The organism is Rhizobium sp. Root1212 (genome assembly GCF_001424985.1).
In the GTDB taxonomy this organism is placed as follows: Bacteria; Pseudomonadota; Alphaproteobacteria; order Rhizobiales; family Rhizobiaceae; genus Pararhizobium.
Genome location: NZ_LMDA01000012.1, coordinates 129,328 through 143,598, shown reverse-complemented (window position 1 = coordinate 143,598; position 14,271 = coordinate 129,328). Strand labels below are relative to the sequence as shown.

The following is a 14,271-nucleotide window of genomic DNA, read 5'->3' as shown; positions in this document are numbered from 1 at the left end:
CCGCCCATGAACAGCCGATTGCCACCGCTGAACCCGCTGCGCGCCTTCGAGGCCACCGCCAGACGCGGCTCGGTTTCGGCCGCGGCGCGGGAGCTGAACGTCACCCATGGCGCGATCAGCCACCAGATTCGCGCGCTGGAACAGAGCTTCAACGCCCCCCTCTTCGAGCGCGGCGGCAAGCGCATGAAGCTGACGCCGCAGGGCGCGCTGCTGCTTCCCGCCGTCACCGATGCCTTTGCGGGCATTGCGGCGGCGACCGCCGCGATGATGCGCCCGACGACGAGCGGCGAACTGCGCATCACCTGCGTCGCAGCCCTTCTGTCCTTCTGGATGATCCCGCGGCTGCATCTCTTCACCGAGCAGTTTCCCGACGTGCGGCTGACGCTGATCGCCTCCAACGATCCGACCAACCTGTTTTCGCCGGACGTCGACGTTTGCCTGCTCTATGGCGACGGAAACTGGGGTGACAGCTGGTCGCGGCTCTGGAGCCAGCTTGAACTGTTCCCGGTGGCGAGCCCCACGCTTCTCAATTCGCGCCCGCTGCGCTCGGTGCGGGATTTGCAGGACCATGTGCTGCTGCATGGCGATGACGGCCGTGAATGGAACACCTGGCTTGCCGCCGCCGATGGCAGCGACGTGCCGCGCGGCCGCCAGCATTTCATGAGCGACGCCCGGCTTTCGACGGAAGCCGCCCTGCACAATCAGGGCGTGGCGCTCGGCGATACCATCACCGCCGGCAGCCTGATCGCCAAGGGCGAACTGATCGCCCCCTTCGCGCTGGCGGTTCCGGCAAACGACGCCTTCTATGTCGCCTGTCGCAACGAAGCGAGGGCTGCCCCCATCGTCAAGGTCTTCATCGACTGGCTGTTTTCGGCGCTGGAAAGCGATCCGATGCCGGAGATGCAGACCTCGGCCCGCACGGTCATTCGCGGGCGGCCGCACAAGGACAACTTTCAACCCGTTTCATCCCCGCACCGCCCCCGGCGTCCGGAACAGACCCCGAAGCGCCGCGCCAAAACGTAAGGACCACAGGATACCGCAATGCCGCAATTCAATCCGCTGATCGCCCGCCTGTCGCCGCCGCCGATCCCTTCCGTGCTCGCCTGGGCCAAGGCCTATGACGGGTCGCGCGGCCCGCTGATCGATCTGAGCCAGGCCGTTCCCGGCTATCCGCCCCATCCCGACATGCTGAAATGGCTCGGCGAAGCGGCAAGCTCACCCGCCTATACCGGCTACGGCGCCATCGAAGGCGAAGACGAGCTGCGGGACGCCTATGCCGATCATGTCTCGAAGGTTTATGGCGCGAAGATTACCGCCGATAACATCCACGTCACCTCAGGCTGCAACCAGGCCTTCATTTCGGTTGCGATGACGCTCGCCGGCAGCGGCGACACGATCCTGATGACCAACCCCTTCTATTTCAATCAGGAAACGACGCTTTCGATGCTCGGCGTCAAGATCGAGCTGGTGCCTTGCGATCCGGCAAACGGCTTCCTGCCGGATGTCGAGGCGATCGCGCAGGCCCTGCGGCCGGGCGTCAAGGCGCTGGCGCTGGTTTCGCCGAACAACCCGACCGGCGCCGTCTATCCCCCAGCCCTACTGCAGAAAATCTTCGATCTCTGCCGCCAGAACGGCACATGGCTGATCCTTGATGAAACCTACCGCGATTTCCTGCCCGCAGGTGCCGCACCCCATGGGCTGTTTTCCAATGTGCGCTGGCAGGAAAACCTGGTCTGCCTCTACAGCTTCTCGAAATCCTTCTGCATTCCCGGCCATCGGCTCGGTGCGGTGACGGCAAGCCCGGCAGTGGTCGAGCAGATCGCCAAGGTCATGGACAACCTGCAGATCTGCGCCCCGCGCTCGGCGCAGGCGGCCCTTGCCAAGGCCTTGCCCGCTCTGGACGACTGGCGGGCGGAAAACCGCGAGGAGATCACCCGCCGCGCCGATGCCCTGCGGCAGGTGATGGCCAGGGCGCCCGGATGGAAGTTGCAGGCGATCGGCGCCTATTTCGCCTATATCCGCCACCCCTATGCCGATATCGGCTCGGATCTCGTCGCGGAAAAGCTGGCGAAGATCGCCGGCATCGTCTGCTTACCCGGCGATTATTTCGGCGAGGGACAGGAAGGTTACCTGCGCTTTGCCTTCGCCAATGCCGATGCGGCCACGATCCTGAAGCTTGAGGAACGGCTGAACGGATTTTCGCTGCCGGGTATCTAAGGAACTGGTCGCCCTTCAGTTCAGGCCGCGCCGAAAATGGTGATTTTCCGTGATCCGGAGCGCAGCGTACTTCGGTACGTGAGCACCGGAAGCGCGGAAAAGCGCCATTTGCAGGCCGGCATGGGCTGAAGGGTGGCCCGTTCTAACCGCGGCGCGCGACAGCAATCCCCGCAAGAACGATCAGGCCGCCCGCGGCCTGCATCAACCCGATTGGCTCGTCGAGAACCAGCCAGGCGAGGATCGAGGCGCCGACCGGCTGCAACAGCAGCGTCAGCGACGAAAAGGCGGCCGGCAGGAAGGCGAGCGCATAGGTGATCAGCACCTGTCCGCTCGCATGGCTGATGAAGGCGATACCGAACACCGTTGCCCAGCCGGGAAGCGTCGTCGGAAACAGCGTATTCTCGAACATCAGCGCCGCCGGCAGCACGCAGATTGCCGCCGAAGCCGAGCCCCAGACCATGATGCGCAACGTATCGAACCGGCTGCGCAGCCGCCCGACCGAGAGGATATAGCCGGCATAGAACATGGCGGAGATGGTGGCGACCAGATCGCCCTTCAGCGCGCCGCCGCCGATCGCCGCAGGCCCGCCCTTCAGCACCAGAATACCGACCGCCGCCGTCATCAGGCCAAGAACGAAGGCGCGGGTGATCGGCAGGCGAAACAGCGCCCAGCCGAAGATCGTCACGAACACAGGCGCAAGGTTCGCGAGCAGCGTCGAGTTCGCGACCGAGGTCATGTGGATCGACAGGTGCCAGCAGGCGAGATTGGCCGCAAGCATGATGCCCGGCAACGTCAGCATCAGCCGGTCGCGCATCGTCTCGGGCGCGACCCCCCTGTTCCGCCGGAAGATGAAGAACAGCCCGAGCGGAATAAGGGCCAAAGCCACGCGCCAAAAAGCCGTTGAGAGCGGCCCGACCTCGGAAAGCCGCACGAAGATCGGAGAACCGCTGATCGCAACGCCGCCGAGCAGCAGCGATGCCATGGGCAAGCGGTTGTCAGTTGGCTGCATGCGGCCGGCGGGGTGGGAGGCGGTCTGCGTCAAGGTCATTCCAATCGGTCGCTGCCGGCGCGCGGCGGTATCTCCGCGCTACCAGATCGGCGCGTTCGCTCCCAGAGGGGAAAGGCCGGGCCGGCAAGATTTCGGGGTCTGCAGAGCGGGTTGCCAGCTTTCCCTTCTCCCCAGCGGGGAGAAGGTGGCCCGAAGGGTCGGATGAGGGGTCTCGCACATTCAGAATATGCCGCACCACCCCCTCATCGCCTCGCAAGCTCGGCACTTCTCCCCGCTAGGGAGAAGTGGACAAACTTACAGTCAGGCCGCGTCGGGGCGGTGGATGGTCTTCACCTCGAGGAAATCCTCAAGCCCGAACAGGCCGCCTTCGCGGCCGTTACCGGATTGCTTGTAGCCGCCGAAGGGGCTGCCATAACGATGCGGCCCGCCATTGATATGCACCATGCCGGCCCGCAGCCGCGCGGCGACCCGCTCGGCGCGGTCGGCATTGCCGGTCTGCAGATAGGCGGCAAGGCCGTAGGCCGTATCATTGGCGATGGCGATTGCCTCTTCCTCGGTATCGAAGGGGATGATCGCCAGCACCGGCCCGAAGACTTCCTCGCGAGCGATACGCATCTCGTTGTTCACATCGGCAAAGATCGTCGGGCGAACGAAATAACCGGTCTCGAAACCCTCCGGCTTGCCGGGACCGCCGACCAGTACCCGCGCGCCTTCGGCAACGCCGGCCTCGATCAGCGCCTGTACGCGGCCGAACTGGATGTGCGAAACGAGCGGCCCGATATGGCTGCCCTCTTCCTCCGGGTTGCCGACGGTCGCTTCCTTGCCAGCCTTTTCAGCGATTGCGACGGCCTTGTCGTAAACCGACCGCTGCACCAGCATGCGCGTCGGCGCATCGCAGGACTGGCCGGAATTGTTGAAGCACTCGTGTACGCTGGCCGCGACCCGGTCTTCCAGATCTGCATCCTCGAAGACGAGGTTCGGCGATTTGCCACCGAGTTCCAGCGTCACGCGCTTCACCGTCTCGGCCGCATCCTTGCTGACGGCGATGCCGGCGCGAGTGGAACCGGTAAACGACATCATGTCGATATCCTTGTGCTTCGACAAAGCCGCGCCGCACTCGATGCCATCGCCATTGACCAGGTTGAAGACACCGGCCGGGAAGCCGGCCTCCTCGACCATCTCGGCATAGAGAAGCGCATTAAGCGGCGTGAATTCCGACGGTTTCAGCACGCAGGTGCAGCCCGTCGCCAATGCGGGCACGACCTTGAGAGCGATCTGGTTGATCGGCCAGTTCCAAGGCGTGATCAGGCCGCAGACACCGATGGGTTCGCGGCGCACGACGTCGCCGTTCGGCAGCACTTCGCGCGCCTTCAGCCGTTTCAGGCCATCGATGAAGCCCTGCAAATGCCCGACGCCGACATCGGCCTGTTGCTCGGTGCTCATGGTGATCGGCGCGCCGAGTTCGAGCGTGATGGTGCGCGCCATCTCGTCGTAACGGCGCTTGTAGATGGCAAGCAGCTTTTCAAGCAGCGCGATGCGCTCGTCGAGCGGGGTCTGGCTATAGCTCGGGAAAGCGGCCTTGGCGGCGGCGACAGCGCGGTCGATATCGGCGGATGTGCCCATGGAGATGACCGCAATCGGCTTTTCCGTGGCCGGATTGATCACCTCGAGATCATGAGGCTGCAGGGGATCGACCCATGCACCACCAATAAAAAATTTCCGCTTGTCCAGCATGCTGCTCTCCCATCATTCTTTCCAGGCCGCCCTGCGGCGAAGCGGCCGCATGGTGGTCTGCGGAAAATGCCGGGTCAAGCCGGGGAGGAGGCAGAAAAGAAAAAGGCCCATGTCAAAACGACGATGGGCCTTTTTCTCTCGGTGTCGGTGAGGTCAGATCGCGCCGCAGACCAGCGCGCTAACGAAAAGAAAGGCGGCAGCAAGGGCGACGCCCTGCGCGGCAAAGTTCCAGGAAAACGGAACGGCGGGACGGTGATGTGCAAGCGGCTTGGAGCTGTGCATTTTGCTCTCCCTTGGCTGACCCGGCGGAAGAGAGGTCTTCAGCCGGTGTTGTCTTCCCTTGTTTTCCTCAATTTCCTAGTAAGTTTATAGATATTATTTTCCGAATTTTCCGGCGCAAGCGAAAAAACGGTTCGCGCCACAACGCGACCTGCCGCCCAAATGTTCCGGCGCGTTCAGAGAACGAGCATCGCCCGGAAATCGTTGACATTCGTGCCCGTCGGACCCGGCACGAAGAGGTCGCCGCTGGCATGGAAGGCGCTCCAGGCGTCGTGACGGGCAAGATGATCGCGCGGATCGGCACCCGCCGCGCGCATGGCCGCCACCGTGCCGCCATCGGCAAAGGCGCCGGCATTGTCTTCGGAGCCATCGATGCCATCGGTATCCGCGGAAAGCGCATGAATGCCGTCGACGCCATCGATATCGAGCGCCAAGGACAGCAGCAATTCGCTATTTCGACCGCCCTTGCCATAGGCGCCGGAGATCGTCACGGTCGTCTCGCCGCCGGAAAGGATCACCACCGGCTTGGCGAAGGGTCGATTGCGCAGCGCCGTCTCTCTCGCGATCGCCGCATGCATGCGGCCGATATCGCGCGCCTCGCCCTCGATCGCATCGGAGAGGATCACCGGCTCGACGCCAAGTTCCCGTGCCTTCGCAGCCGCCGCCTCCAGCGAAACGCTGGCGGAAGCGATCACATGCTGCACATGGTTTTTGAACGCCGGATCGTCCGGCAAGGGCGCTCCCGCCTGCCCGGAATTCAAATGCCGCATCACCGCCGGCGGCAGCTCCATGCCGTAGCGGGCGACGATGGCGAGTGCATCCTGCGCCGTCGAGGTATCCGGGATGGTCGGGCCGGAGGCCACGAAGGCCGGATTGTCGCCGGGCACATCCGAGACGATCAGGCTGACGACCCGCGCCGGTGCCGCTGCAAAGGCAAGCCGCCCACCCTTGATGCGGGAGACATGTTTGCGCACCACATTCATCGCCGAGATCGGCGCACCGGAGGCGAGCAGCGCCTTGTTGACGGCGATTTCATCCGCAAGCGTCAGCCCCTCGGGCGGGGCCGGCAAAAGCGACGAGCCGCCGCCGGAGATCAGCGCGACGACGAGATCGTCCGCCGTCAGCCCTTGTACCAGTCGCAACAACTCCGCCGAGCCGGCAAGCCCGGCTTCATCCGGCACCGGATGGGCCGATTGCAGCACGCGGATGCGCTTGCAGTCGGCGACAGGCCCATGCCGTGCGACGACCACGCCCTCCAGCGGGCCATTCCACAGACTTTCGAAGGCGGCCGCCATTTGGCTTGCCGCCTTTCCCGCGCCGACGACGATCGTCCGACCCTTCGGCGGTTCCGGCAGATGGGCGCGGATCGCAGCAAGCGGATCAGCGGCCGCAACGGCGGCTTCGAAAAGGCTGGTCAGGAAAGCGCGCGGGGCAAGGGCCATCAGCAATCAGTCCGCAATCTCGATATCATAGACCAGCACACCATCGACCCCGCCTTCGCAGGCGTCAACAATGCGCGCGCCCACTTTCTGGTGCTCGGGATGAACGAGGTAGGCATCGCGCGCCGCGGCATCGGCAAAATCGATGATGAAGCCGGCCGAATAGCCCTTGTCCATGCCGGTTTCCGGGCTGACGTTCACGCCGATATGGGCGGCGGCGTAGCCCGGAACGAGCGGCTTCAGAGCCTCGATCGCGTGAAAGATTTCCGTCTTGCGATCATCGGGATAATCGGACTTGAAGCGCAGGAAAACGCAGTGGCGGATCATGGAAACCTCCTATCGGACATTGGCCCTATCTTACATTGACTCTTGCGCGCCGACGCTGGTCGTTGCGCTCATGGCTGAAGATGACGGCCGGAAGCGGTTCCAGGCCACGGATGATATCCGCACCCTTCTCGCCCATCATGATCGTCGGACCATTGGTGTTGCAGGAGGGAACGCGCGGCATGACCGAACTGTCGCAGACGCGCAAACCTTCAAGCCCATGCACCTTCAAATCGAGCCCGACCACGGCATCCGCACCGGTGCCCATCTTGCAGGTGCCGACCGGATGGTGGTCTGTCTTGGCATTGGCGCAGCCGTAATCGAACAATTGCTCGTCGGTGACGACACCGCGCCCCGGCAGCCGCTCTTCCAGAATGAAAGGCTTCAGCGCCGCCTGCTGGAAGATTTCGCGGGCGATCTTCAGGCCCTCGATCGACATCTTGCGATCATGCGGGTCTTCCCAGTAGTTCGGATCGATCAACGGGGCGGCAGACGGATCGGCGGATTTGAGCCGTACCGTTCCGGTCGAGCGGGGATGCAGATAGGCGGAATTCAGCGTCACGCCCGCATTCTTCAGCCGCGCCACACCGGCCTCGATGCCGGAGCCGAGGCCGAGGTGGAACTGGATATCCGGCGAGCGCGCATCGGGATCGGCATACCAGAAGCCACCGGTCTCGAAGAGAGACGAGGCCACCGGCCCGGAACGAAACAGCACATATTGCAGCCCGGCCCAGAGCGTGCGGTGGAGCTTCGCCACGCCGTCATAGGTATGGTCGCCGGTGCATTCGGAGATGACGAAGAGATCGAGATGATCCTGCAGGTTGGAGCCGACGCCGGGCAAATCGTGCTTCACCTCGACGCCGACCGAGCGCAGGTGATCGGCCGGGCCGATGCCGGATTGCTGCAAGAGTTTCGGTGAGCCGATGGCGCCCGAGGAGACTAGTACTTCACGTTCGGCTCTTATGGTTTCGAGCCCGCGCGAGGTGACGATCTCGACGCCGACCGCCCGGCCGCGCTCGATGAGAATGCGTGTCACCTGCGCGCCGAGCCGCACGGTCAGGTTCTTGCGGTTGCGGATGGGGTTCAGATAGGCAAGCGAGGCGGAGGAGCGGCGGCGGTTGCGCTGGGTCAGCTGGTAAAAGCCGACGCCCGCCTGCTGCTTGCCGTTAAAATCGTGATTGTAGGGAATGCCGAGTTCTTGGCCGGCGCGGATATAGGCGTCGCAGATCGGCAGGCCCGAGACCGGCATGGAAACGCCGAGCGGCCCGCCGTAGCTGTGGTAATCGTCGGCGAAACGCTGGTTGTCTTCGCAGCGTTTGAAATAGGGCAGCACGCTGCGGTAGTCCCAGCCGGTGCAGCCGTCTTCGCTCGCCCAAAGATCGTAATCGGCGGCATTGCCGCGGGTGTAGAGCTGCGCGTTGATGGACGAGCCGCCGCCGACGACCTTGGCTTGGGTATAGCGCAGCACGCGGTTCTTCATGTGCTTCTGCGGCACGGTTTCCCAGCCCCAGCTGGCGACACCCTTGGTCATCTTGGCGAAGCCGGCCGGCATGTGGAACAGCGGGTTCCAGTCGCTGCCGCCGGCTTCCAGCAGCAGCACCGTCACATCGGCGTCTTCCGTCAGGCGGTTTGCAAGCACGCAGCCCGCGGGGCCTGCTCCGGTGATGATGTAGTCATAAGCCATGTCTTTGTCCTCAAAGTCCTTGCGAGGGCGTTGCCCCTCATCCGCCCTGTCGGGCACCTTCTCCCCGCAGGCGGAAAGAAGGGATATGCCGCGCCTTCGCAGTTCTCGCCGCATCCCCGAGCAGACGCCGCTGCACTGTCGTCCCCTCTCCCCGCGAGCGGGGAGAGGGCTAGGGTGAGGAGCAACCCCTCACAATTTCCCGATCGACAGCGCCCCGTCCGCCTGGATCACCGAGCCCGTTGCAAAGCCGAAGCGGCCGGAAGCCAGTGCCGAGACGATATCGCCGATATCCGATGGCTCGCCCCAGCGTTTCATCGGCACCAGCCCGCCCTCGATCAGCGCGTCATATTTGGTGGAAACCCCCGCCGTCATTTCCGAGCGGATGATGCCCGGCCGCACTTCGAAAACACCGATGGCGGTTTCCGCAAGCCGCAGCGCCAGCCCTTGCGAAAAGGCGGAAAGTCCCGCCTTGCTGACGCAATAGTCCAGCCGCTCCGGCGAACTGAGCGACGCGGAAACCGAGGTGATGTTGACGATCGAGCGCGCGCCCAGCGCAGCGGCTTCAGTCGAGAGCATCGAGCGCAACACGGCCTGCGTGAAAAACATCGTGCCACGCAGGTTGGTCGCGACGATCGCATCGAAATTCTCGGGGCTCAGATCAAGGAAATCGCCGCGCACCACTGAGGCCATGCCGGCATTGTTGACGAGGCAATCGATGCGGCCGAAGCGTTCGACGATCGCCTCCACCGTCGCCTGATGGCCCGAGACATCGGAAAGATCGGCCCGGAAGAAGGCCGCATCCGCCCCAAGCGCCGCAAGCTCTTCCAGCACCGACGAAATTCCCGTGCTGTCACCGATACCGGTGATCGCGATATCGAACTCCGCAGCCGCAAGCGCCTTTGCGATGCCAAGGCCGATGCCGCGCCGCCCGCCGGTTACGATCGCCAAACGCCGTTTCGTCATCCCGCCAGATCCTTCTCACGAATATGCGCCCCAACCCTGAGCGCCTGCGCCGCCACCGACAGCGCCGGATTAACCGCAGCAGACGTCGGCAGATAGGAGGCATCGACCACGAAGAGGTTGGGGTGGTCGAAGGCACGGCAATAGATATCGAGCGGTGCGCTTGCCGGATCGGTACCGATCCTGACCGTGCCGCACTGATGCGAGGGCGTGCGCTTGTCGAAGGGCCGCGACAGGACCAGCGGAAAGCCCGCCGCCTTCAGCGCCTTCTTCAGCTTGGCGACCAGCATCAGATGCGCGTCCCAATTGGTGCGCACCCATTGCAGCACGATGCGCTCGCCATCGACCATGACACGGCTTTCGGGATGCGGGATATCCTCGCTCATGGCGTAGAAATCGATCGCATGGGCGGACACCTGATTCAGTAGCCATTCAGGCGCCGCCGGCATCTGCGCCTTCAGGATCGGGCCGGAAATGCGCCCGAGAAGCTGAACATTGCCGAGCGGCGGCCCGCCCTCCCCGTCCGAGAGGTAATAGTCGTTGAAGCCGAAGGTCTTCTGGTAGATCGAGGTGTTGCGGTAGAAGGGCGAAACCGCGATCACCGCACTCGAATTGTGGTTCATGAAATTGCGGCCGACCTGATCGGAGCTGTTGGCAAGCCCGTTCGGATTGGCCTCATTGGCCGAGCGCAGCAGCAGCGCGGCGGATTGCACCGCGCCGGCCGAAAGAACGACAAGCTTCGGCGAAAGCATATGCTCCACGCCGTCCTTAACATAAACGACACTCTCGATCCGCTTGCCATCGGCCGCCGTTACAAGCCGCGTCACCCGCGAATTGGTCTGCAGCCGCACATTCGGGTGCTGCAGTGCCAGCGCAAGACCCGCGGTCTCGGCATCCATCTTGCCGTCGAGGCTGTTGGGATGGGCGTCCCACGGCGTCTTCCCCTTACTCAGCCAGCGGTCGATATCGACGCCCAAGGGCAGCGAATAGGGATGCAAGCCGTTGCGCTTCAGCTTTTCGCGCACTGCCGTAATCGATGGCTCGTCCGGCACCGGCGAAAAGGCGTAGGCCGTGGAGTGGGGCGGCTCGGTCGGGTCCTGCCCCAGCGTACCGCGCACCTGAAACAGTTGCTCGGCATCGCTGTACCACGGCTCCAGTTCCTCATAGGGAAACGGCCAGGCGGGCGAAACGCCTTCCAGATGCTGCATCTCCTCAAAATCCTCGCGGCGATAGCGCACCAGCACCGCGCCGTAGAATTTCGAGTTGCCGCCGACATTGTAGTAGTTGCCTGGGTTGAAGGCCGTGCCGTCCGTCTCGTACCACATCTCCTTGGGACGGAAGTGGCCGCGCTGGAAGATCGCCCTGGCGTCGCGGTTTTCGGGCCGGTCCTCGATATGGCCGCCGGCTTCAAGGACCAGGATCTCGGCACCGGAGGGCGCGAGCGCCGAAGCGATCGTCGATCCGCCGATACCGGAGCCGATAATGACAATGTCGGGCGTTCTTTCCATGATCATTCTCAGGCGATGCGCTGCTGGGTCTGCGGATCGAAATAGACCGCCTTGTCGAGATTGAAGGCCAGCCGTGCCGTCTGGCCGGCCGCGATGCGAACATCGGCCCTGAGACGCGCGACCACTTCCTTGCCGCCGAGCTTGGTCACCGCGAAAGTATCGGAACCGGCCGGTTCCACCACGTCGATCAGGCAATCGCCTTCGGCCAGCGAACGGGCATTGCGGTCGGCTCCGTCAGGATCGGTCAGGGCCTCGGGGCGGATACCGAAGACGATCTGCTTGCCCACATGGGCGGCAAGACCGCCGACGGAGGAGACAGGCAAACGCAGTGGCTCGGCATCCGGCCGCGCCAGCGAAACGGCAAGATCGTTGCCGCCGCCCTCGACGGTTGCGGTGAGCAGGTTCATCGCCGGCGAGCCCATGAAATCGGCAACGAACATATTGGCCGGATTGTTGTAGATTTCGGCCGGCGTGCCGAACTGCTGCAGCACGCCGTCCTTCAAGACGGCGATCTTGGTCGCCAGCGTCATCGCCTCGATCTGGTCGTGGGTCACGTAGACGATCGTGGTCTTCATGCGCTGGTGCAGGCGCTTGATCTCGGTGCGCATGTCGACGCGCAGCTTGGCATCGAGGTTCGACAGCGGTTCGTCGAACAGGAAGACCTGCGGATTGCGCACCAGCGCCCGGCCCATGGCGACGCGTTGGCGCTGGCCGCCGGAAAGCTGGCTCGGCTTGCGTTCCAGGAGATGGCCGATCTGCAGCATGTCGGCAACCTGCTTGATCGCCTTCTCCCGCTCGTCCTTCGGCACGCCGCGGATTTCCATGCCGAAGGCGATGTTTCCGGCCACCGTCATGTTGGGATAGAGCGCGTAGGACTGGAACACCATGGCGATGTCGCGCTTGGAGGGGTGAAGCCCCGCGACCGACTTGCCGTTGATGGCGATCTCGCCCGAGGTGATCGGCTCCAGACCGGCGATGGTGTTGAGCAGCGTGGACTTGCCGCAGCCGGAGGGGCCGACGAGCACGAGGAAGCCACCCTCATCGATCTCAAGGTTGATGTTCTTGAGGATTTCCAGCGCGCCGTAGGACTTGCGCAGATCGGTGATTTTCAGAAACGACATGGCTTTACCCCTTCACGGCGCCGGACATCAGGCCGCGGACGAAGTAGCGGCCGGAGACGATGTAGACGATGAGCGTTGGCAGGGCGGCGAGGATCGCGCCCGCGAAGTGAACGTTGTATTCCTTGACCCCCGTGGAGGAGGAGACGAGGTTGTTGAGCGCGACCGTCATCGGCGTCGAGGAGGCGCCCGAGAACGAAGCCCCGAACAGGAAGTCGTTCCAGATATTGGTGAACTGCCAGATGACCGAGACGACGATGATCGGGCCGGACGACGGCAGCAGGATGCGCCGGAAGATCTGGAAGAAGCTTGCGCCGTCGATCTGGGCGGCCCGCACCAGTTCGGTCGGAAACGCTTCGTAATAGTTGCGGAAATAGAGCGTGGTGAAGCCGAGGCCGTAGATGATGTGCACCATCACCAGGCCGCTGACCGAACCCGCAAGCCCCAGGATGCCGAGAATGCGCGCCATCGGGATCAGCACGATCTGGAACGGGATGAAGCAAGAAAGCAGCAGCATGCCGAAGAAGATGCCCGACCCCGGAAAACGCCACTTGGTCAGCACGTAACCATTGAGCGCGCCGATGATCGTCGAGATCGCCACGGCCGGCACGACCATCAGGATCGAGTTGATGAAGAACGGGCGAAGGCCAGTCGGCTGCACGCCGATCTGCGCCGTCGACCACGCCGAAAGCCAGGGCTCGACCGTCCAGGTCTGCGGCAGGTTCAGCATGCCGCCCTGACGGATTTCGTCCAGCGGCTTGAAGGAATTGACCAGCATCACATAGAGCGGCAGCAGCGAATAGAGCGCGAACAGGATCAGCACCGCATAGATGACCGCGCGGGTAAAGCGGGTGCTGGAGATGGCGTTGTCGGGGCTTGCGATGCTCATGACCGCTTCTCCGTTTTGATTTCAGAATAGAGGTAGGGAATGATGATCGAGAAGATCATGATCAGCATGATAATCGCCGAGGATGCGCCGATACCCATGGAATTGCGGGTGAAGGTGTAGGAATACATGAAGGTCGCCGGAAGTTCGGTCGCCTGCCCCGGCCCGCCGCCGGTCAAAGCGACGATCAGGTCATACGCCTTGATGGCGAGGTGGGCGAGCACGACGAAAGCGGAGAGAAACACCGGCCGCATAAGCGGAATGATGATCCGGCGATAGATCGTCGTCGTCGAGGCGCCGTCGATCTGGGCAGCCTTGATGATCTCGTTGTCGACGCCGCGCAGGCCCGCCAGGAACATTGCCATGATGAAGCCGGAGGATTGCCAGACGGCGGCGATGACCACGCAGTAGATCGCGTAGTTGCGGTCCTTTATCCAGTTGAAGGTGAAGCTTTCCCAGCCCCAGAGGTGCATGGTGTTTTCAAGCCCGATGCCGGGATCGAGAAACCACTTCCAGGCGGTGCCGGTCACGATGAAGGACAGCGCCATCGGATAGAGATAGATCGGCCGCAACAATCCCTCGGCGCGGATCTTCTGGTCGAGCAGGATGGCGAGACCGAGCCCCAGCACCGAGCAGATGACGATATAGAGCGTCGCGAAGATCGCCAGATTGCTGATCGCCCGCCACCAGTGCGGCAGCGCCCAGAGCTTGGAATAATTGCTGAGGCCTACGAAATTGTAGGAGGGCAGCATCTTGCTGTCGGTCAGCGACAGATAACCCGTATAGGCGATGAAGCCGTATACGAAAACGAGAACGATCAGGAAGCTCGGGGCAAGCACCAGCTTTGGCACCATTTCCTGCAACCGGCTGCGGCTATCCATGAGTGAACACCACCTTTGGCGCATACCTCCGGCCCCCCATGGCCCGGATCGATCACGCACATATCTTGAAACATTGATCCGCGGGCAAAGTCAGCCTCTGGAATAAACTGCGCCTGCCCCTCATCCGCCCTTCGGGCACCTTCTCCCCGCACGCGGGGAGAAGGAGGAGCGGCAAATTCGGTAGTCCCCTCTCCCCGCAAGCGGGGAGAGGGTTAGGGTGAGGGGCAGCCCC

Annotated in this window: 13 protein-coding genes; 2 read left to right on the top strand and 11 right to left on the bottom strand. The window is 63.3% G+C overall.

From position 1 onward, the window contains the following. The first annotated feature begins 6 nt into the window (after window positions 1–6). Together ASC86_RS12745 and ASC86_RS12740 are read left to right on the top strand one after the other, a co-directional pair. Window positions 7–1,023: a LysR substrate-binding domain-containing protein gene (locus tag ASC86_RS12745; RefSeq protein ID WP_056322549.1), complete on the top strand. Its 1,017-nt coding sequence runs from the start codon at window positions 7–9 to the stop codon at window positions 1,021–1,023. A gap of 18 nt (window positions 1,024–1,041) precedes the next feature. After that, the gene (locus ASC86_RS12740) at window positions 1,042–2,217 is read left to right on the top strand and encodes an aminotransferase (protein WP_056321401.1); all 1,176 of its coding nucleotides are present in this window, start codon (window positions 1,042–1,044) and stop codon (window positions 2,215–2,217) included. A gap of 142 nt (window positions 2,218–2,359) precedes the next feature. Here ASC86_RS12740 and ASC86_RS12735 read toward each other — a convergent pair whose 3' ends face one another. The 11 genes from ASC86_RS12735 to ASC86_RS12690 all read right to left on the bottom strand — a co-directional run bounded on the left by ASC86_RS12735 (window position 2,360) and on the right by ASC86_RS12690 (window position 14,039). Beyond that, window positions 2,360–3,199, bottom strand: coding sequence for a DMT family transporter (locus tag ASC86_RS12735; RefSeq protein ID WP_082510191.1), 840 nt, complete (start codon window positions 3,197–3,199; stop codon window positions 2,360–2,362). A 327-nt stretch (window positions 3,200–3,526) separates the two neighbouring features. Beyond that, window positions 3,527–4,960 (bottom strand): aldehyde dehydrogenase family protein, encoded by a 1,434-nt coding sequence (locus tag ASC86_RS12730; RefSeq protein ID WP_056321398.1) that lies wholly within the window; start codon window positions 4,958–4,960, stop codon window positions 3,527–3,529. 153 nt (window positions 4,961–5,113) lie between these two features. After that, window positions 5,114–5,242: a hypothetical protein gene (locus ASC86_RS26925; protein ID WP_280136980.1), complete on the bottom strand. Its 129-nt coding sequence runs from the start codon at window positions 5,240–5,242 to the stop codon at window positions 5,114–5,116. 173 nt (window positions 5,243–5,415) lie between these two features. Continuing rightward, window positions 5,416–6,684 (bottom strand): glycerate kinase, encoded by a 1,269-nt coding sequence (locus tag ASC86_RS12725; RefSeq protein WP_056322543.1) that lies wholly within the window; start codon window positions 6,682–6,684, stop codon window positions 5,416–5,418. Between the two features lie 3 nt (window positions 6,685–6,687). Next, window positions 6,688–7,005, bottom strand: coding sequence for a Dabb family protein (locus ASC86_RS12720; RefSeq protein ID WP_056321396.1), 318 nt, complete (start codon window positions 7,003–7,005; stop codon window positions 6,688–6,690). A 25-nt stretch (window positions 7,006–7,030) separates the two neighbouring features. Further along, a complete protein-coding gene (locus ASC86_RS12715) occupies window positions 7,031–8,686 on the bottom strand; it encodes a GMC family oxidoreductase N-terminal domain-containing protein (protein ID WP_056321393.1) in 1,656 nt (551 codons plus the stop codon). 189 nt (window positions 8,687–8,875) lie between these two features. Next, window positions 8,876–9,649 carry a 3-ketoacyl-ACP reductase gene (locus ASC86_RS12710; protein WP_056321386.1) on the bottom strand — a complete coding sequence of 258 codons (774 nt, stop codon included), beginning with the start codon at window positions 9,647–9,649 and terminating at the stop codon, window positions 8,876–8,878. Beyond that, window positions 9,646–11,154, bottom strand: coding sequence for a GMC family oxidoreductase (locus tag ASC86_RS12705; protein WP_056321383.1), 1,509 nt, complete (start codon window positions 11,152–11,154; stop codon window positions 9,646–9,648). The genes ASC86_RS12710 and ASC86_RS12705 overlap by 4 nt, the downstream gene beginning before the upstream one ends. Window positions 11,155–11,162: 8 nt before the next feature. Continuing rightward, window positions 11,163–12,275, bottom strand: coding sequence for an ABC transporter ATP-binding protein (locus ASC86_RS12700; RefSeq protein WP_056321380.1), 1,113 nt, complete (start codon window positions 12,273–12,275; stop codon window positions 11,163–11,165). Window positions 12,276–12,279: 4 nt separating this feature from the next. Further along, the gene (locus ASC86_RS12695) at window positions 12,280–13,161 is read right to left on the bottom strand and encodes a carbohydrate ABC transporter permease (protein WP_056321376.1); all 882 of its coding nucleotides are present in this window, start codon (window positions 13,159–13,161) and stop codon (window positions 12,280–12,282) included. Next, window positions 13,158–14,039 (bottom strand): sugar ABC transporter permease, encoded by an 882-nt coding sequence (locus ASC86_RS12690; protein ID WP_056321374.1) that lies wholly within the window; start codon window positions 14,037–14,039, stop codon window positions 13,158–13,160. Before ASC86_RS12690 ends, ASC86_RS12695 begins: the two co-directional genes overlap by 4 nt. Window positions 14,040–14,271 lie beyond the last annotated feature (232 nt).